This is a genomic window from Klebsiella sp. P1CD1, from assembly GCF_003790505.1.
GTDB lineage: Bacteria > Pseudomonadota > Gammaproteobacteria > Enterobacterales > Enterobacteriaceae > Klebsiella > Klebsiella variicola.
In genome coordinates this window covers 3,890,267-3,905,623 of the sequence record NZ_CP033631.1, presented here as the reverse complement: position 1 = coordinate 3,905,623, position 15,357 = coordinate 3,890,267, and the positions used below count along the sequence as shown (strand labels likewise).

Below are 15,357 nucleotides of genomic sequence, written 5' to 3'. Positions count from 1 at the left end.
ATGAATTTATATGCAATAAATATGATTAAATATTTTTAATGCCATAAAAAAAGACGGACAGATGTTAGACTTGTCCGTCTTGTTGTCTGCTTTTTATGCAATAAGGCTCAGGCGCTAGTTACGTCGCTCGAAGGCCAGCGCTTTACGTTCCACCAGGCGCATCAGCAGCGTCAGCAGTCCGTTGACGATGAGATAGATAATCCCGGCGGCGCCGAACACCATCACGTCGTAGGTGCGTCCGTACAGCAGCTGGCCGTGGCCCATTACTTCCATCAGGGTGATGGTGTAGGCCAGAGAGGTACTCTTGAAAACCAGCACCACTTCGTTGGAATAGGACGACAGCGCACGCTTAAAGGCATACGGCAGCAGGATCGCCAGGGTATCCTTTTTACTCATCCCCAGTGCGCTGCACGACTGCCATTGCCCGTCGGGGATCGCCCGGATGGCGCCATAAAACAACTGAGTGGTGTAGGCGGCGCTATTGAGCGACAGGGCGATCAGAGCGCACAGCCACGGTTCAGAGATAAGATGCCACAGCCACGGATAATCCTGCAGCGAAGGAAACTGTCCGGGGCCGTAGTAAATCAGGAAGATCTGCACCAGCAGCGGCGTACCGGTAAACAGGGTGATATAGCCGCGGACTATCCACACCAGCCCCGGCGTCTTCAGCGTCAGGATAATGGTAAAAATCAGCGACAGGATCAGCGCCACGATAATCGACGCCACGGTCAGCGTCAGGCTGGTATGAAGCCCTTTCAGCAGTTCGGGTAAGTAGTCGAGCATCAGCCTGGTCTCCGTTCGAAGCGCGTCGCACGCTGGTCAATCCGCTTAAGGATGTATTGACTCAACAGGGTGATGACGAGATAGATTGCCGCCGCAATGATATACCAGTTAAAGGGTTCCTGAGTGCGGGTGGCGATGCTTTTGGTCTGCAGCATCAGATCGTTGACGCTGATCAGGCTCACCAGCGCGGTGTCCTTCAGCAGCACCAGCCACTGGTTACCGAGGCCAGGCAGAGCATGGCGCCACATCTGCGGCATCACCAGACGGAAGAATATAGCCGCTTTCGACAGCCCCAGCGCCTGGCCGGACTCCCACTGACCCTGCGGAACGGCTTTCAGCGCGCCGCGCAGCGTTTGCGAGGCGTAGGCGGCATACAGCAGCGACAGGGCGATCGCCCCGCAGAGGAACGGACTGACGTCAAAGTTCTCAATCTGCATCTGCACCGGGATCTGCGTGAACCCGAGCGGGATGGTAAAACCGTCAGAGAGCGTCAGCAGCAGCTGGGAAGAGCCGAAATAGATAAACAGCACCACCAGAATTTCCGGTAGTCCGCGCAGGATGGTCACAATGCCGGTTGCAAGCCAGGCTACCGGGCGCCATTTCACTGACTCCAGTACCGCAAAGAGCATCGCCAGGACCAGGCCGATGACGAGCGCGCAAACGGCAAGGCCGACGGTCATCCCGGCGGCGCTTGCTAATGGAAAAATTTCGTTCATTCAGTCTTACTTCTGGAACCATTTGTTATAGATGGTCTGGTAAGTGCCGTCTTTCTTCACTTTTTCCAGCGCAGCGTTAAATTTCTGCTGCAGGTCGGTGTTGCCCTGACGTACGGCAATGCCCAGCCCGGTGCCGAAATAGGCTTTGTCGGTCACTTTATCGCCCACGGCCGCCAGCTTCGGATTGCTCTTCAGCCATTCGGTCACCACGGCGGTATCGCCAAAGACCGCGTCAATACGACCATTCTGCAGATCCAGCTTCGCATTCTGGTAGCTGTCGTAAGGAACGGTAGTGATTTCCGGATGTTTATCGGTGATGAATTTCTGGTGGGTGGTGCCGTTCTGCACGCCCACTTTTTTGCCCTTCAGCTGGTCAATGCTGGTGAACTTACCCTGCTGACCGACGAACAGCGCCGAGTTGTCATAATACGGGGTAGAGAACAGCACCTGCTTTTCACGCTCCGGCGTGATGTCCATCCCGGCCATGACCGCGTCGAAACGGCGGAATTTCAGTCCCGGGATCAGGCTGTCAAAGGCCTGGTTGGTGAAGGTACAGGTGGCGTCAATCTCTTTACACAGCGCGTTCGCCAGATCGACATCGAAACCGACGATCTGGTTGTTGGCGTCCACCAGCTCAAACGGAGGGTAGGAGGCCTCGGTGGCGAAACGAATGGTCTGCGCGGCGGAAGCGGAGAGGCTCATGCCTGCGAGCAGGGCGGCAATCAGTACTTTTTTCATCGTCATTTCCCCGAAAAACATCAATGTGAAAGATAGTTTTTAAACGCGTCAGTTTGCGGATGCGTGAAGCAGGAGGCATCCCCTTGCTCGACGATATGGCCATTTTCCATATACACCACCCGGCTGGCCGTCTTGCGCGCCACTTCAACTTCGTGGGTGACGATAACCTGGGTGATGCCGGTTTCAGCCAGCTCGCGAATGATGCTGACGATCTGAGCCGTGATTTCCGGGTCAAGCGCCGCGGTAGGCTCATCGAACAACAGGACCTGGGGCTCCATCATCAGCGCGCGGGCGATAGCCACACGCTGCTGCTGGCCGCCGGATAAATGCAGCGGGTAGCGATCGCTGTAAGGCTTCAGACGCAGACGCTCCAGCAGTTTCTCTGCGCGAGCCAGCGCCTGATCCTTGCTTAACCCCAGTACGCGGCAGGGGGCTTCGATCAGGTTCTGCTGTACCGTCAGGTGCGGCCACAGGTTGTATTGCTGGAAGACCATGCCGACGTTCTGACGCAGCTCGCGAATCGCTTTATCGGACGGCGCTTTGGTGAAGTCGAATTGGTTGCCGGCGATGGATAACGAACCGGACCGCGGCATCTCCAGCAGGTTGAGTACGCGCAGCAGCGAGCTCTTCCCGGCACCGCTGGGGCCGAGCAGCACCAGCGTTTCCCCCTGCGGGCAATCCAGCGTGATGTCGAACAGCGCCTGGTGTGCGCCGTAGAAGCAATTAATGCCGTTTAGTTTAATACTCATCTGGGCAGTCTGATACGAATAGCTATTGAGGCCGCAAATACTACCTTTGGCAGAATAGTTATGCAATATTTATGCGTTAAAAGTTAAATCTAAACCACGTTTAGCTTTAAAGTTAGCACAAAATATGGCCTGGTGGGTGAGGGGGGCGCAAATGTCGGCATTCCTGGGGCGAATACCGACATTTTACCGGGGTTATCGTTTCAGCGGGGTGGCTTCAACTCCGGAATCAGCGTTTCTCCAGACTCTGTCGCAGCGTCCCGGCTGGCGCATGGCTGTTGTTGCCGAGATAGCGGACGTCATCGACAGCCCAGCACTGGCCTTCCTGGATCATCAGCACTTCATCTTTCCAGCTCTGGGTGCCCTGTTTTAGTTCGACGCGCAGCGGAATATTGCGCGCATCACGGTTCGGGATGGTGGAGGCGCTGGCGACCACGGCGCTGTCTGCTGGGGTGCTGCTGCTGGAGAACGGGTTAGCCTGCAGCAGTTTGCTGTTGGCCGGATCCTGGCGGGCGTCATTGAGTAACTGCGCCAGCCCGTCGCTCAGATAGGGGCGCAGGGCCGCCGGATCCTGAGTGCGGTTCTGGATCTGAGTGTCATAGAATTTTTGCGCTACGTCGTCAGGGCCGCCTTCGACACAGGGGCCGCTGCGGGTACCATTATCTTTATAGGCCGGGGTGACGGTCGTACAGGCGCTGAGCGCCAGCGCGCAAGGGAGAAGTACAGCAAGAAGTTTGTAGCGCATGATGATTTCCTTATAAGCGAACTACGTTTTCAGTTTCCGTTAAAGCATAGCGTATAGCGTGCGGATTGTACTTGACGCAAAGAGCTAAGACCTTGATGTGACAACGGCCTTAAGGCAGGAAGTCGACAATGCGCATCACCGAATGATATTCAGGCAGGAAAAACCAGGCGCCGTTTAAAAATAAACAGACTTTTTGGGCAAACAAGAAACATTACCCGGACAATAGGATAATGTTTCTTGAGATATAAGATTAATTACTTCTTCTTATAGATGTTAGCGGAAACGTGCAGTTTTTTATCGGTATTACCGGAAGAGAGCACGATAACGTCCGCGCCTTTTTCATCGGCCTTTTTAATCAGCTCTTCACGGGCATCGCTCGGCGCAGTCTGGCCGGTAGAGGAAATGGTGCCGATTTTGGTATATTGCGTATGGACCTTATTAAAGGCTTCTTTCGTTAAAATCTCAGCGGAGAAGGCGTTCGCCGTTAAAAACAATGCTGCACCTGCCACTAAAGCTGCATATTTCATATTTTTAGACTCCATTGTTTATTTTGCTATCATCATGCTCTTGTTTTAACTCACCAATGAGCGATTTCAGATTGTACTAACGCCGCTTTTTTTTCAAGCAAAATACTGCAATTTTATGACGATTAGTTAACGCTTTTTTAAAGAAAAGATGACGAGGTTCTCATTGATAATGCTTGCTTTTTTTTGCGGAATGAACATTGAGGCGACGCAAGACCTTTTTTTACTGTGGTTAGCTGAAAATTAGCTGAGGCGCACGCAGGAGAAGGGGCCGGGACGCTGACAGACATTCCCTGTAACATGGTTTATCATATAGAACAGCAGGGGCTGCACCCATGGTCATGCAGGTCACCAGGGAGATAAGATGTTAACAAATAAGCGAGAGCAGGCCCGGCAGCAGCGAGCCGCGTTGTGGGCCACCAAAGATAATGTTCAGCGCCATGCGCTGTCCATGAGTATGCCCTGGCTGGCCTTTGTCAATATCGCTTTTGCGTTAATGATTTTCTTCCGCAATTTTATCTTTACCTATTTTGATAAGAAGTTACTGACGCACCGGGCGGTTATTCCTTATATCGAAGTGGCGCTGATCGCGGTTATTATTATTTCGGCCATTTTAGTGATTATTGCCGTCACGCCGCGGCTGGCGCAGGGGCGATATACGCTGAATATCATCACCGGGCTGCTGCTGGCGCTCAGCCTGTGCTGGTCCCTGAGTAATTACTGTTTTATCTTTTTCTGGACCTTGCCCTTCGCCTGGCCGCTGCTGGTGATTTTAATGACCACCGGGCTCACCGCGCTCTATCACCACTGGCCCGGCATTATCGCCTTTATGCTCCCAATGTGGGTGACCGCCTTGCTGGCAGGGGTGCAGATTCACTATGACGGTGAATTTCGTTTTTTGACCTTATGGGCTATTTTCACCGCGATTTTGCTTTATGGACGGCGTATTCTGCAGCGCTGGTATGATGAAGCCTGGGATACGCATCAGGAAAATATGCAGCTTATCCAGCGGCTGGAAAGTATCGCTAACCGGGATGCCTTAACCGGAACGGCCAATCGCCGGGCACTGAATGCTTTTCTGGCGCAGCTCTGGGAGCAAAAAGCGCCGTTAGCGCTGATCATGATCGATGTCGATTACTTTAAGCGTTATAACGACCATTACGGCCATCAGGCCGGCGATGACTGCTTATCGTCTGTCGCGCAGGTGCTTAAAATGGCGGTGCGGGCTGAGGACGATTTGGTGGCCCGCTACGGCGGCGAGGAGTTTGTCGTGTCGCTGCCGGGGGTTTCCTTAGCGCACGCCACCGTCATTGCCGAGCGCATTCAGCAGAAAATCCACGACGCGGCCTTGCCGCATGAAGCCTCTGCAGTGGCGGCGGTAGTGACCGTCAGCATGGGCGTGGTGGCTTCCGACGGCACGGTCCCGATGGAGACGCTGATCGCCCGGGCGGACAGTGCGTTGTACCAGGCTAAAAATAAAGGACGTAATCAATGGTCTTATTAACCCGGCTCCACTGCCGGGCGAGGGAAAGGGGATGAAACGGATTGCGCAGGTCGCCCTGCTGGCGCTGCTGTTAACCGGCTGTGCCGGGGAAAAGGGAATTATCGATCGCGATGGATACCAGCTGGACACTCGCCATCCGGCGCAGGCGGCCTATCCGCGAATAAAAGTGCTGGTGATCCACTATACGGCAGACAATTTTGATGTTTCTCTGGCGACGTTGACCGATAAAGAGGTCAGCTCCCACTATTTAATCCCCGAGCAGCCGCCGCGTTATCAGCATAAACCGCGGATCTGGCAGCTGGTGCCGGAAGAGGATTTAGCCTGGCACGCCGGGGTGAGCTACTGGCGCGGCAGTACGCGTATCAATGATACGTCCATCGGCATTGAGCTGGAGAACCGCGGCTGGCAGAAGACGGCGGGCGTCAAAAGCTTTACCCCCTTCCATCCGGAACAGATAGCGGCCCTGATCCCGCTGGCGCGCGATATTATCACCCGCTACCACATCGCGCCGCAGAACGTGGTGGCCCATGCCGATATCGCGCCGCAGCGTAAAGACGATCCGGGGCCGCTGTTTCCCTGGCAACAGCTGGCGCAGCAGGGGATTGGCGCCTGGCCTGACGAGCAGCGAGTGGCCTTTTATCTGAACGGACGGCCGGCCAGCGATCCCGTTGACCCAGAGGTGGTGCTGGATTTACTGGCGCGCTACGGCTATCAGGTGACGCCGGAGATGACCCCCGCGCAGAAGAAGCGGGTGATTATCGCCTTCCAGATGCACTTCCGTCCGCAGCGCTGGGATGGCGTAGCGGATGCGCAAACTGAAGCGATAGCCGAGGCGCTGTTAGAAAAATATGGCCAGGGTTAGCGGTGAAGTTTACCGTGGTCGCGTAGCCAGGCGGCGGTACGCACAATGCCGTCGTCAAGCGTCACCACCGGCTGATAGCCCAGTTCATCCTGCGCGCGGGTGATGTCGAGCGTAAAATCAAAGTTAAGTTTGGAAACGCCGTAGTGGGTAAAGGCGGGCTCTTTGGCTGTTTTATCGCCAAAACGTTCCATGCTGCGGGCAATAATATCCAGCATCGGGTAGGGAACTGAGCGGATCCGGCACTTGATGCCCAGCTCGTCGATCAGTTTCTGCACGATGCTTCGCAAGGTGCGCGGTTCGCCGTTGCTGATATTCCACGCGCGGGCGGAAGGAAGACGATCGCAGGCCGACTGGCTCGCCAGCCACATCGCATGCACGGCGTTTTCATAATAGGTCATGTCGACCAGCGCGCTGCCGCCACGCGGCAACAGGACGCTGCCATAATGCTGCATCATTTGCGCCAGCCGGGGAATAAAGACTTTATCGTGCGGCCCGAACAAGCTCTGCGGACGCAGAATGGTAAAACGGGTGTGCGGGTTGGCCTGCGCCAGCAGGTTGATCACCTCCTCGCTGGCCGCCTTGCTGCGGGCAAACTCGTTGGCGAAGCGATGCGGGCGGAAATCTTCCTGGATATCGCGATGGTGGTGATAATCGAAATAGAGCGATGGCGAAGAGATATGGACGAAATTGCGTACCCCCCATGCCACAGACCATTCGCCCAGACGGCGGGTGGCGCGGACGTTAGCGAGATCGAAAGCCTGCTGGGTGCCCCAGGGCGAGGTAAAGCTGGAGCAGTGCCACAGGGTATCGATACCGGCGAGCATCACTTTAGCCTGCGAAGAGACCAGCTCGGTTAAATCGGCCGGGATGAATTCTGCCCCCATTTTGCTCAGAAGCTTACCCATCGCTTCGTTGCGCCCGGTGGCTCTCACGCTGATGCCCTTATTGCGCAGATATTCCACTGCGTTGCGGCCTAATCCGCTGGTCGCACCGGTAACCAGTACCTTCATATCACTCTACTGTCCCAGAAAAGAATTTCGTGCGCATTTTTCCGTGATTCTCCCGACTATGCAATGAGAATCATGAAAGAATAATGCTTATCCTTGGTCTCTGCCTGAGATTTGTTCGGCCAGCCGGGCGATGCGTTGCGCCATACCGCGGAAAATAAACAGGTGCGCCGGGATCATCAGCAGCCAGTAGATCAGTCCGGGCATACCGTGCGGGTGCCACCAGGCGCGCACGTCCAGTTCGCGATGGTCGCCTTTATCGTTTATCGTAAAGCTTAACCGGCCCAGCCCCGGCGCTTTCATACCGAACAGCAGGGTGAGCTGTTTTTCTTCCTCCACGATAATTACCTTCCAGCTGTCGACCGTATCGCCGGTTTGCAGATAGTCGCGCTGCGGCCGTCCTTTGGCTAACCGATGGCCGACCAGCAGGTCCATCGCACCACGGGTTTTCCACAGCAGATTGCCGAAAAAATACCCCTCTTTACCACCGATTTGGTTAACGACCTGCCACAAGGCCTGGCGGCTCGCCTGGGTGGTGACGGTGCAGCCAGCCTGTTTCGGAAAGTAGCCGTACTCCGGTCGCCAGCGGGCGAAAGCCTGGGCGTCGTAGCCCCAGTCGCTGGAGTTTACCAGCTGCTCTTCTTCTTTCAGCGTGCGGCGAACCGCCTGATCGAAGGGGATCAGCGTTTGCGGGATCAGCGCTCGCAGCGCCCGGTCGTCGGCGATCAGATCGTGCTTCAGCCCCTGAATCAGCGCCCTGGCGATGGTAGGCGGCACCGAGGTGATAACGTTAAGAAACCACACTGAGATCCAGCGCGTCGGCAGGGGAATGGGAATGAGCGGGCGATGTTTACCGCTGACGGCCATAAAGTGGATAAACTGCTGCTGATAGCTTAACACCTCCGGACCGGCGGCTTCGAAGACGCGATGCGCGTTGGACGGATGATTCAGCAGCTCAACCAGGTCAAAGAGCAGATTTTCCAGGGCGACAGGGGTGGTACGCGAGCGTACCCAGCGCGGGGGAGTGAGCACTGGCAGGTTATAAACCATATCGCGCATCACCTCGAAGGCGGCAGAGCCGGCGCCGACGATAATCCCGGCCCGCAGTTCGGTCACCGGCACGCCCGACTCACGCAGGACCTCACCGGTCACCTGGCGGGCGCGCAGATGGTCAGATTGTTCCTGCGCCGGGGCCTGCAGCGAACTGAGAAATATCACCTGGCGCACTGACGACTGACGCAGGGCATCGCGCACATGCGTGGCCACCCGGCGTTCATGGGCGATAAAATCGCCGCCTTCGCCCATACCGTGTACCAGATAATAAAGGGTATCGATGCCGGCGAGCAGTGCAGGCAGAGCCTGCGGCTGATTAAGATCGACTGACCGACAGGTGACGCCGGGCAAATCGAGTTTTTGCAGTCGGTCGATGTGGCGTGCCGCCGCCAGCACTGGATAACCCCGCGCGCTTAACTCGCGCACCAAATGCTGGCCAATATAGCCGCTGGCGCCGAGCACCAGAACCGATTGCGACACGCCTGACTCCTTAGCGCTGTAAAAAAGCCTGCCAGTGAGCGACCACCTCGCTCAGCTGCTGACGGTTGACATCCAGGTGAGTGACCAGACGGACAACAGGCGAGGCGTTAATCAACACGCCGCGCGCCTGCATAAACTCGCCGAGCGCCGGGGCCTGCGCTTCGCCAACGCGCACAAACAGCATGTTGGTATCATGGCGGGTGACGTCGGCGCCGATGGCGCGAAGCTGCTCCGCCATCCACGCGGCGTTGTCATGATCCTCCTGCAGGCGCTGTACGTTATTTTTCAGCGCGTACAGCCCGGCAGCGGCCAGTATGCCCGCCTGGCGCATGCCGCCGCCAACCATTTTCCGCCAGCGGATAGCACGGCGAATGTACGCCTCGCTGCCCAGCAATAGCGAGCCTACCGGGGCGCCAAGCCCCTTTGACAGGCAGATGGTGAAGGAGTCGCAGTATTGGGCAATATCACGCAGTTCGCAGCCGTAGGCCACTACGGCGTTAAAGATACGCGCGCCGTCGACGTGCAGCGCCAGGTCGCGCTGGCGGGTAAACGCCCAGGCTTCCTGCAGATAGTCGCGCGGCAGCACCTTACCGTTGTGGGTGTTTTCCAGGCTCAGCAGGCGAGTCGGGGCAAAATGGATATCGTCGGGTTTGATTTTCGCCGCCACTTTATCCAGCGGCAGCGAACCATCCGCCGCGGCGTCAATCGGCTGTGGCTGAATACTGCCGAGTACTGCCGCACCGCCGGCTTCGTACAGATAGTTATGCGCCCCCTGGCCGACGATATACTCTTCGCCGCGCTGGCAGTGGCTGAGCAGGCCAACGAGGTTGGCCTGGGTGCCGGTGGGCAGAAAAAGCGCCGCCTCTTTGCCGGCGAGGTCGGCGGCATAGCGCTGCAGTTCATTGACGGTAGGGTCGTCGCCATACACATCGTCCCCGACCGGGGCGGCCATCATGGCCTCCAGCATGGCGCGCCCGGGACGGGTAACGGTATCACTGCGTAAATCGATCACGGCTTTTCCTTGGTCTGGTTCAACGTATTGCTTCTGTTTTACCTGAGCCAGTTGGTTTTCGCCAGTTCGATGACCTCATCGCCGCGCCCGCTGATGATCGCCCGCAGCATATACAGGCTAAAGCCTTTCGCCTGCTCCAGCTTGATCTGCGGCGGGATAGCCAGCTCCTCTTTGGCGACGACGACGTCGACCAGCACCGGACCGTCGGTGCTGAAGGCGGTCTGCAGCGCTTCATCCACCTCGGAGGCTTTTTCAACGCGTATACCTTTGATACCGCAGGCCTCGGCGATGCGGGCGAAGTTGGTATCGTGGAGCTCCGTACCGTCGGTGAGATAGCCCCCGGCCTTCATCTCCATCGCCACGAAGCCCAGCACGCTGTTGTTAAAGATGACAATTTTCACCGGCAGCTTCATCTGCGCCAGCGACAGAAAATCGCCCATCAGCATGCTGAAGCCGCCGTCGCCGCACATGGCCACTACCTGCCGTTCCGGAGCGGTGGCCTGGGCGCCGATGGCCTGCGGCATGGCGTTGGCCATTGAGCCGTGGTTGAACGAGCCCAGCAGGCGGCGTTTGCCGTTCATTTTGAGATAGCGTGCCGCCCAGACGGTGGGGGTGCCGACATCGCAGGTGAAAATGGCGTCTTCATCGGCAAAATGACTGATCTGCTGCGCCAGATACTGCGGGTGAATGGCTTTATCGCTGGGCTTCGCCAGGTCGTCGAGTCCTTTTCGCGCGTCGCGATAGTGCTCCAGCGCTTTATCCAGGAAGTGGCGATCGGTTTTCTCTTCCAGCAGCGGCAGTAGCGCTTTTAGCGTCGATTTAATATCGCCCACCAGCGCCATATCGACCTTACTGTGGGCGCCGATGCTGCCGGGGTTAATGTCGATCTGAATAATTTTGGCGTCGGTTGGATAGAAGGCGCGATAGGGGAACTGGGTGCCCAGCAGGATCAGGGTATCGGCGTTCATCATAGTGTGGAAGCCAGAGGAGAAGCCAATCAGCCCGGTCATGCCGACATCGTACGGATTGTCGTACTCCACGTGCTCTTTGCCGCGCAGGGCGTGGACGATGGGGGCTTTAATTTTGGCCGCGAACTCCACCAGCTCCTGATGAGCGCCGGCGCAGCCGCTGCCGCACATGAGCGCGATATTGCTGGAGTAGCGAATAAACTGCGCCAGCTTGCGCAGTTCTTCTTCCGCCGGAGTGACCGTCGGCAACGGCGCATGATACCAGTGGCTGCTGGCGCTCTCCGGGGCAGCCTTCAGCGCCACGTCGCCGGGCAGCACCACCACCGAGACGCCGCGGTTAATCACCGCTTTACGCATGGCGATGGCCAGCACCTGCGGAATCTGTTCCGGGGTGGAGACCAGCTCGCAGTAGTGGCTGCATTCTCGGAACAGCTCCTGAGGATGGGTCTCCTGAAAGTAGCCGCTGCCGATTTCGCTGGAGGGGATGTGGGCGGCAATGGCCAATACCGGTACATGGTTACGATGACAGTCAAACAGACCGTTGATCAAATGCAGGTTACCCGGTCCGCAGGAGCCGGCGCAGACCGCCAGCTCGCCGGTCAGTTGCGCCTCGGCGCCGGCGGCGAAAGCAGCGACCTCTTCGTGCCGGGTGGGCATCCAGTCGATGGTGCCCATGCGGTTCAGACTATCGCTCAATCCATTGAGGGAATCTCCGGTGACGCCCCAGATACGTTTCACGCCGGCCTGTTCCAGCGTTTTGGCAATGTATGCGGCCACGGTTTGTTTCATGATCTCCATCTCCTTTTTGTGATAACGCCTTCAAGCTTAGATGAAACTGCAGGTTACGTTGCTGATTGTCCCTTATTTTTTGCTGGTTTTATTGCTGAAAAATTGTGCATACTCAGGGACCTCACAGGTTGTAAAACAGGAAGCACATCAGATGGTTAAGGGAATGTTAAACGCAGTAAATAAAACGCTGTCGCATGACGACGCCGGTAAACTCTTGTTACGACTCGCCGTCGGCGGGTTAATGCTGTTTCACGGTCTGCACAAGCTGCTGGACGGCGTGGGCGGGATCAGCGGCATGCTGGTGGCGAAGGGGTTGCCGGGGTTTATAGCCTACGGTGTGCTGGTGGGGGAAGTGGTCGCTCCCTGCTTGTTAATTCTCGGCGTCCTGACCCGCCCGGCGGCGCTGGTGCTGGCGTTCACCATGGTGGTGGCGTGGCTGATGGTCGGTCTCGGCAAGACGTTTGCGCTTGATGCAGTGGGGGCGTGGGCCATTGAGAACCTGGTCTATTTCTTTGTTGGCGCGCTGGCGATTGCGCTACTCGGCGCAGGGCGTTATTCGCTGGCCGGCCAGTCGGCCTGGCGGTAAAAATGCCTCATTTGTCCTGGGGCGTAAAGTCGATACTGTTGCCGGTTTGCAACTTTTTCAGTCTGAGAAAATGTTTATCTCATGTCGCCTGAGCGTTTATTGTCGCCCGGGATTTTCCCGGAGTCGGCGCATTGCGCCTTCTCCGGGCTACCCAATCGCACAGCGCTGTAGCCCCGGTAAGCGGTAGCGCCACCGGGGATTTTGACCTCAGGCGAGAACCAGATCGCTCTGCGGATGGCAGGAGCAGGCCAGCACATAGCCGTCGGCGATTTCGGCGTCGGTTAACGTCATGGTGCTGGTGACGCTGTACTTCCCGGAAACCACTTTGGTTTTACAGCAGCCGCAGACGCCGGCGCGGCAGGCGACGGTCACCGGCACTTTATTGCTCTCTAGCGCATCAAGCAGTGTGGTGCCCACCGGCGCGTAAAACTCGCGCGCCGGCTGCAGTTTGGTAAATTTCAGTCCACTGGTCGCGGCTTCCGCCACCGGGGTGAAGAACTTCTCCTTAAAGAAGCGGGTGACGCCCAGGGCGGCAACATCCTGCTCGACCTTCTCCATATAAGGCGCCGGGCCGCAGGTCATCACGGTGCGGCTGGCTAAATCCGGCACGCTCTGCAGCAGCTCCCGGGTCAGACGGCCGGCGACAAAGCCATGAGTGGCATGGTGCTCTGCCACCAGGGTGACCGGATACTGGCGCCACTCCTCGGCAAAGATCACATCCTCCGGCGAACGCACGCAATAGATCACCTGCACGTCGGCCTGCGGTCGATACTTCGCCAGCCAGCGACGCATCGACATTATCGGCGTTACGCCGCAGCCGGCGGCCAGCAGCAGGAATTTATCTTCCGCTTTATCGTCGCAGGTAAACTCGCCCATCGCATCGGACAGCCAAAGGTAATCGCCGCGTTTGACCTCGCGGGTCAACCACTGCGAACCCGCGCCCTCGTCAATACGGCGAACGGTCAGCGTAATGTACTCGCTGACCCCCGGCGTGGAGGAAAGGGTATAGGCGCGCAGCGTTTCCGCCGAGTGACGCACGCTGACCAGGGCATACTGGCCGGCGCGGTACGGATAGTAATCGTGGCACAGCAGCGAAAGGGTCCACACGTCCGGGGTTTCCTGGTGAATGTGGTGAACCTGCATCCGCCACGGGCACTGGGAGGTTGGCATGGTCATCAGGGACTCCTTAAGCGCTCAGCAGCTGCTGCATATCTTGTTCCACGGTGGTCACGGACCGCAGACCAAACTTCTCATTGAGGACCGCCAGCAGATCCGGGGTGAAGAAGCCAGGCGCCGTCGGGCCGGTGACGATGTTTTTCACCCCCAGCGACAGCAGCGTCAGCAGAATGACGATCGCTTTCTGTTCGAACCAGGAGAGCACCAGCGACAGCGGTAGGTCGTTAACACCGCAGCCCAGTTTTTCCGCCAGCGTAACCGCGAGAATAATTGCCGAGTAGGCATCGTTGCACTGCCCGGCGTCGATCAGACGCGGCAGACCTTCGATATCGCCGAAGTCCAGCTTGTTGAAGCGGTATTTACCGCAGGCCAGGGTCAGGATCAGACAGTCATCCGGCACGCTGGTGGCGAAATCGGTGAAGTAGTTACGCTCCCCGCGGGCGCCGTCGCAGCCGCCGACGAGGAAGATATGGCGCAGTTTTTCACGGCTGACCAGATCGATCAGCGTATCCGCCGCGCCAAGCAGGGTCTGACGGCCAAAGCCGACGGTGATCAGATGCGGGATTTCGCTGTACGGGAAGCCCGCCATCTGCTGCGCCTGGGTGATAACCGGGGCGAAGTCTTCACCTTCCAGATGGTTCACGCCCGGCCAGCCGACGATGCTGCGGGTCCAGATGCGGTCGTCGTAGGCGCCGACGGTGGGGTCGATGATGCAGTTCGAGGTCATCACGATAGGGCCCGGGAAGCGGGCGAATTCCACTTGCTGGTTTTGCCAGCCGCTGCCGTAGTTGCCGATCAGATGTTTGAATTTACGCAGCTCCGGATAGCCGTGCGCCGGCAGCATTTCGCCGTGGGTATAGACGTTAACGCCGGTGCCTTCCGTCTGCTCAAGCAGGTTATACAGATCTTTCAGATCATGGCCGGAGATCAGGATGCACTTCCCTTCGGTGGCTTTAACGTTCACCTGAGTCGGCGTCGGGTGGCCATATTTAGTGGTTTCACCAGCGTCAAGGATGCTCATCACCTGGAAGTTCATCTGGCCGATTTCCATCGAACATTCCAGCAGCGCGTTCATATCCGCCGGCCAGGTTCCCAGCCATGCCATGATTTTATGGTACTGGGCATAAATCGCGTTGTCGTACTGGCCGAGTACGTGGGCGTGCTCCATATAGGCCGCCGCGCCTTTCAGGCCGTACAGGCACAGCAGACGCAGACCGAGAATATTCTCGCCGATGGCGGCTTTATCTTTATTTGGGGCATAGTCTGCCGCCTGACGCTGCAGGTCACCCAGATCGTCGCTGACCAGGTGTAAATCGGCTACCGGGTTATCAACCGCGGCGCTGGCGTCGAGGTTCTGGCACTGCGCTTTCAGCGCTTCACGCAGGGCAATCGCCTGGCGGGCGTAGCCGACGATGCGTGGAGAATCGAAGTTGACGTTGGTCAGGGTGGAGAAGAAGGCGCGGGGGGCGAAACTGTCGACCTCATGATCGATAATGCCATATTCGCGGGCCTTGAGCGCCCAGGCGGACAGGCCTTGCAGTGACGCAATCAGCAGATCCTGCAGATCGGAGGTTTCCGCTGTTTTACCGCACATCCCCTGCGCGTAAGAGCAGCCGTTGCCGGCTGGGGTACGAATGGTTTGTTCACATTGCACACAAAACATGGTCA

15 protein-coding genes are annotated in these 15,357 nt (G+C 57.5%); 3 read left to right on the top strand and 12 right to left on the bottom strand.

Annotated features, from left to right (window positions below; translation table 11 throughout):
• Positions 1-114: 114 nt before the first annotated feature.
• The 6 genes from artM to yahO all read right to left on the bottom strand — a co-directional run bounded on the left by artM (position 115) and on the right by yahO (position 4,255).
• Positions 115-783 carry an arginine ABC transporter permease ArtM gene (artM, locus tag DTA24_RS19435; RefSeq protein ID WP_008805822.1) on the bottom strand — a complete coding sequence of 223 codons (669 nt, stop codon included), beginning with the start codon at positions 781-783 and terminating at the stop codon, positions 115-117.
• Positions 783-1,499 (bottom strand): arginine ABC transporter permease ArtQ, encoded by a 717-nt coding sequence (artQ, locus tag DTA24_RS19430; protein WP_002896386.1) that lies wholly within the window; start codon positions 1,497-1,499, stop codon positions 783-785. The genes artM and artQ overlap by 1 nt, the downstream gene beginning before the upstream one ends.
• Positions 1,500-1,505: 6 nt before the next feature.
• Positions 1,506-2,237, bottom strand: a complete 732-nt coding sequence (gene artI / locus DTA24_RS19425; RefSeq protein ID WP_002896390.1) for an arginine ABC transporter substrate-binding protein ArtI — start codon at positions 2,235-2,237, stop codon at positions 1,506-1,508.
• 20 nt (positions 2,238-2,257) lie between these two features.
• On the bottom strand, positions 2,258-2,986 hold the full coding sequence (gene artP, locus DTA24_RS19420) for an arginine ABC transporter ATP-binding protein ArtP (RefSeq protein WP_012968630.1): 729 nt from the start codon (positions 2,984-2,986) through the stop codon (positions 2,258-2,260).
• A gap of 226 nt (positions 2,987-3,212) precedes the next feature.
• Positions 3,213-3,728 (bottom strand): lipoprotein, encoded by a 516-nt coding sequence (locus tag DTA24_RS19415; protein WP_012968629.1) that lies wholly within the window; start codon positions 3,726-3,728, stop codon positions 3,213-3,215.
• Between the two features lie 254 nt (positions 3,729-3,982).
• On the bottom strand, positions 3,983-4,255 hold the full coding sequence (gene yahO / locus DTA24_RS19410; RefSeq protein WP_008805825.1) for a DUF1471 family periplasmic protein YahO: 273 nt from the start codon (positions 4,253-4,255) through the stop codon (positions 3,983-3,985).
• 361 nt (positions 4,256-4,616) lie between these two features.
• On the opposite strand from yahO, the gene DTA24_RS19405 reads away from it, so the two are divergent.
• Together DTA24_RS19405 and DTA24_RS19400 are read left to right on the top strand one after the other, a co-directional pair.
• The gene (locus DTA24_RS19405; protein ID WP_016160551.1) at positions 4,617-5,756 is read left to right on the top strand and encodes a GGDEF domain-containing protein; all 1,140 of its coding nucleotides are present in this window, start codon (positions 4,617-4,619) and stop codon (positions 5,754-5,756) included.
• Between the two features lie 31 nt (positions 5,757-5,787).
• Positions 5,788-6,618: an N-acetylmuramoyl-L-alanine amidase gene (locus DTA24_RS19400; protein ID WP_008805827.1), complete on the top strand. Its 831-nt coding sequence runs from the start codon at positions 5,788-5,790 to the stop codon at positions 6,616-6,618.
• Here DTA24_RS19400 and DTA24_RS19395 read toward each other — a convergent pair.
• The 4 genes from DTA24_RS19395 to poxB form a co-directional block, all read right to left on the bottom strand.
• Complete coding sequence (locus tag DTA24_RS19395; protein WP_117113914.1) at positions 6,615-7,628, bottom strand: NAD-dependent epimerase/dehydratase family protein; 1,014 nt, start codon at positions 7,626-7,628, stop codon at positions 6,615-6,617. The two genes, DTA24_RS19400 and DTA24_RS19395, sit on opposite strands and share 4 nt — an antisense overlap.
• A gap of 87 nt (positions 7,629-7,715) precedes the next feature.
• Positions 7,716-9,158 (bottom strand): SDR family oxidoreductase, encoded by a 1,443-nt coding sequence (locus DTA24_RS19390; RefSeq protein WP_023322270.1) that lies wholly within the window; start codon positions 9,156-9,158, stop codon positions 7,716-7,718.
• Between the two features lie 10 nt (positions 9,159-9,168).
• Positions 9,169-10,170: a low-specificity L-threonine aldolase gene (gene ltaE, locus DTA24_RS19385; protein WP_012542339.1), complete on the bottom strand. Its 1,002-nt coding sequence runs from the start codon at positions 10,168-10,170 to the stop codon at positions 9,169-9,171.
• A gap of 38 nt (positions 10,171-10,208) precedes the next feature.
• Positions 10,209-11,927 (bottom strand): ubiquinone-dependent pyruvate dehydrogenase, encoded by a 1,719-nt coding sequence (poxB, locus tag DTA24_RS19380; protein WP_123837033.1) that lies wholly within the window; start codon positions 11,925-11,927, stop codon positions 10,209-10,211.
• A gap of 151 nt (positions 11,928-12,078) precedes the next feature.
• On the opposite strand from poxB, the gene DTA24_RS19375 reads away from it, so the two are divergent.
• On the top strand, positions 12,079-12,513 hold the full coding sequence (locus DTA24_RS19375) for a DoxX family protein (protein ID WP_016160554.1): 435 nt from the start codon (positions 12,079-12,081) through the stop codon (positions 12,511-12,513).
• Positions 12,514-12,720: 207 nt separating this feature from the next.
• Here DTA24_RS19375 and hcr read toward each other — a convergent pair whose 3' ends face one another.
• Together hcr and hcp are read right to left on the bottom strand one after the other, a co-directional pair.
• A complete protein-coding gene (hcr, locus tag DTA24_RS19365) occupies positions 12,721-13,689 on the bottom strand; it encodes an NADH oxidoreductase (RefSeq protein WP_049162167.1) in 969 nt (322 codons plus the stop codon).
• Positions 13,690-13,699: 10 nt separating this feature from the next.
• Positions 13,700-15,352 carry a hydroxylamine reductase gene (hcp, locus tag DTA24_RS19360; protein ID WP_123837032.1) on the bottom strand — a complete coding sequence of 551 codons (1,653 nt, stop codon included), beginning with the start codon at positions 15,350-15,352 and terminating at the stop codon, positions 13,700-13,702.
• Between the last annotated feature and the right edge of the window lie 5 nt (positions 15,353-15,357).